Origin of the sequence: Micromonospora globispora (assembly GCF_003857015.1) — a bacterium.
GTDB lineage: Bacteria > Actinomycetota > Actinomycetes > Mycobacteriales > Micromonosporaceae > Micromonospora > Micromonospora globispora.
Genome location: NZ_QGGF01000576.1, coordinates 1 through 3,013, shown reverse-complemented (window position 1 = coordinate 3,013; position 3,013 = coordinate 1). Strand labels below are relative to the sequence as shown.

Genomic DNA, 3,013 nt, shown 5'->3' with positions numbered 1-3,013 from the left:
CCCCCGGCGCCGCGCGACGCGCGGGAGGCGGAGGCCGCCGGCGCGGCGGCCAACGCGCCGGCCGGCGACGGCAAGCCAGCCGGTGACGAAGCGGGCGCGCAGGAGCGCAACCTCAAGGAGGCTCAGAAGTGACGACGCCTCGGCCGGAGACGCTGGCCAAGCTGACGCCGGTGCTGACCAAGCGCTGGCTGTCGCCGGACGCCTGGCGGCTCGGCACCTACGAGAAGCTGGACGGCTACGCCGCCCTGCGCAAGGCGCTCAAGGCGCACCCGGACGACCTGATCCAGCTGATCAAGGACTCCGGGCTGCGCGGTCGAGGCGGCGCGGGCTTCCCGACCGGCCTCAAGTGGGGGTTCATCCCGCAGGGCGACGGCAAGCCGCACTACCTGGTGGTCAACGCCGACGAGGGCGAGCCGGGCACCTGCAAGGACCTGCCGCTGATGACGCACGACCCGCACTCGCTGGTCGAGGGCGTGATCATCGCGTCGTACGCGATCCGGGCCAACCGCGCCTACATCTACATCCGCGGCGAGGCCGTGCACGCCGCCCGCCGGCTGCGCAACGCCGTGCAGGAGGCGTACGCGAAGGGCTACCTCGGGAAGAACATCCTCGGGTCCCGGTTCGACCTGGACCTGGTGGTGCACTCGGGCGCCGGCGCGTACATCTGCGGTGAGGAGACCGCGCTGCTGGACTCGCTGGAGGGCTTCCGGGGCCAGCCCCGGCTGCGCCCGCCGTTCCCGGCGACCCACGGCCTGTACGCCAGCCCCACGGTGGTGAACAACGTCGGCACCATCGCCAGCGTGCCGTACATCGTGCTGGGCGGCGCCGACTGGTGGAAGACCATGGGGACGGAGAAGTCGTCCGGCCCGATGATCTACTCGCTCTCCGGCCGGATCGCCAACCCGGGCCAGTACGAGTGCTCGATGGGGATCACCCTGCGCGAGCTGATCGAGCTGGCGGGCGGGATGCAGCCCGGACACAACCTGAGGTTCTGGACCCCGGGCGGCTCGTCCACCCCGCTGCTCACCGCCGAGCACCTGGACGTGCCGCTGGACTTCGATCAGGTGGCGGCGGCCGGCTCGATCCTGGGCACCACGGCCACCCAGATCTTCTCCGACCAGGACTGCCCGGTGTACGCGACCTACCGGTGGATGGAGTTCTACCACCACGAGTCCTGCGGCAAGTGCACCCCGTGCCGGGAGGGCAACTACTGGATGGCCCGGATCTACCGGCGGATCCTCGCCGGCCATGGCACGTACGAGGACCTCGACACCCTGCTCGACACCTGCGACAACGTCCTGGGCCGCGCGTTCTGCGGCCTGGGTGACGGTGCGACCAGCTCGGTGACCTCGTCGCTGAAGTACTTCAAGCAGGACTACCTCGACTACATCGAGGGACGTACCGCGCCGAAGCTCTCCGACAAGCAGCTGGTTGGAGCCCACTGATGACGGACGTAGCCAAGAAGACCGAGACGGTCACGCTCACCATCGACGGCGTCGAGGTCACCGCCCCCAAGGGCGCCCTGCTGATCCGGGTCGCCGAGCAGATGGGCACCGAGATCCCGCGCTTCTGCGACCACCCGCTGCTGGCCCCGGCCGGCGCCTGCCGGCAGTGTCTGGTGGAGGTGGAGGGCCAGCGCAAGCCGGTCGCCTCCTGCACCCAGACCGTCGCCGACGGCATGGTGGTGCGTACCCAGCTCACCTCTCCGGTCGCCAAGAAGGCGCAGGAGGGGATCATGGAGCTGCTGCTGGTGAACCACCCCCTCGACTGCCCGATGTGTGACAAGGGCGGCGAGTGCCCGCTGCAGAACCAGGCGATGTCCACCGGCCGGACGGACTCCCGGTTTCACGAGCACAAGCGGGAGTACGAGAAGCCGCTGGAGATCAGCACCCAGGTGCTGCTCGACCGCGAGCGTTGCGTGCTCTGCCAGCGGTGCACCCGGTTCTCCGAGGAGATCGCCGGCGACAAGTTCATCGACCTGATGAACCGGTCGTCCGCCGAGGAGATCAACATCTACCGGGACGACGCGTACGGCGAAGAGGGCGACGCGGGTGACGTGCCGTTCAACTCGTACTTCTCCGGCAACACGGTGCAGATCTGCCCGGTCGGCGCGCTGACCGGCACCCAGTACCGGTTCCGGGCCCGCCCGTTCGACCTGGTCTCCAGCCCGAGCGTCTGCGAGCACTGCTCCGCCGGTTGCGCCCAGCGCACCGACTGGCGGCGCGGCAAGGTGCTGCGCCGGCTGGCCGGGGACGACCCGGCGGTGAACGAGGAGTGGAACTGCGACAAGGGGCGGTGGGGCTTCCAGTACGCCCGCGCCTTCGACCGGATCACCACCCCGATGGTCCGCGACGAGCGGACCGGCGAGCTGCGCGAGGCGTCCTGGAGTGAGGCACTCACCCGGGCCGCCGAGGGGCTGCGCGCCGCCCGGGATGGCGGCCAGGGCACGGCGGTGCTCACCGGCGGCCGGCTGACCGTCGAGGACGCCTACGCGTACGCGAAGTTCGCCCGGGTCGCCCTCAACACCAACGACATCGACTTCCGGGCCCGTCCGGCGTCCCGCGAGGAGGCCGACTTCCTGGCCAGCAGCGTCGCCGGGGTCACCGACGTCACCTACGCGGACGTGGAGAACGCGCCCGCGGTGGTGCTGGTCGGCCTGGAGCCGGAGGAGGAGTGCCCGATCCTCTTCCTGCGGCTGCACAAGGCGTACCTGAAGAAGAAGCTGAAGGTGTACGCGATCGCGCCGTTCGCGACCCGCGGCCTGGAGAAGCTCGGGGCCAAGCTGGCCCGGGTGGTGCCGGGCGAGGAGGCCAGCGTGCTGGCCGAGCACGCCACGGTGGCCGAGGCGCTCGGCGTCGAGGGCGCGATCCTGATCGTCGGCGAGCGGCTGGCGGGCGTGCCGGGTGGGCTCTCCGCGGCGGCGGACATCGCCCGGCGTACCGGTGCGAAGCTGGCCTGGGTGCCGCGGCGCGCGGGTGACCGCGGCGCGGTCGACGCGGGCTGCCTGCCGAAC

The 3,013-nt window shown here is 71.1% G+C and carries 2 protein-coding genes; both read left to right on the top strand.

Annotation, left to right across the window (positions count from 1 at the left end; translation table 11 throughout):
- Nucleotides 1-128: 128 nt before the first annotated feature.
- Nucleotides 129-1,445, top strand: a complete 1,317-nt coding sequence (gene nuoF, locus DKL51_RS29245; protein ID WP_109945475.1) for an NADH-quinone oxidoreductase subunit NuoF — start codon at nucleotides 129-131, stop codon at nucleotides 1,443-1,445.
- Nucleotides 1,445-3,013: NADH-quinone oxidoreductase subunit G (locus DKL51_RS29240; protein WP_124812800.1), on the top strand; the 1,569-nt coding region annotated here is incomplete at its 3' end. The genes nuoF and DKL51_RS29240, both read left to right, overlap by 1 nt.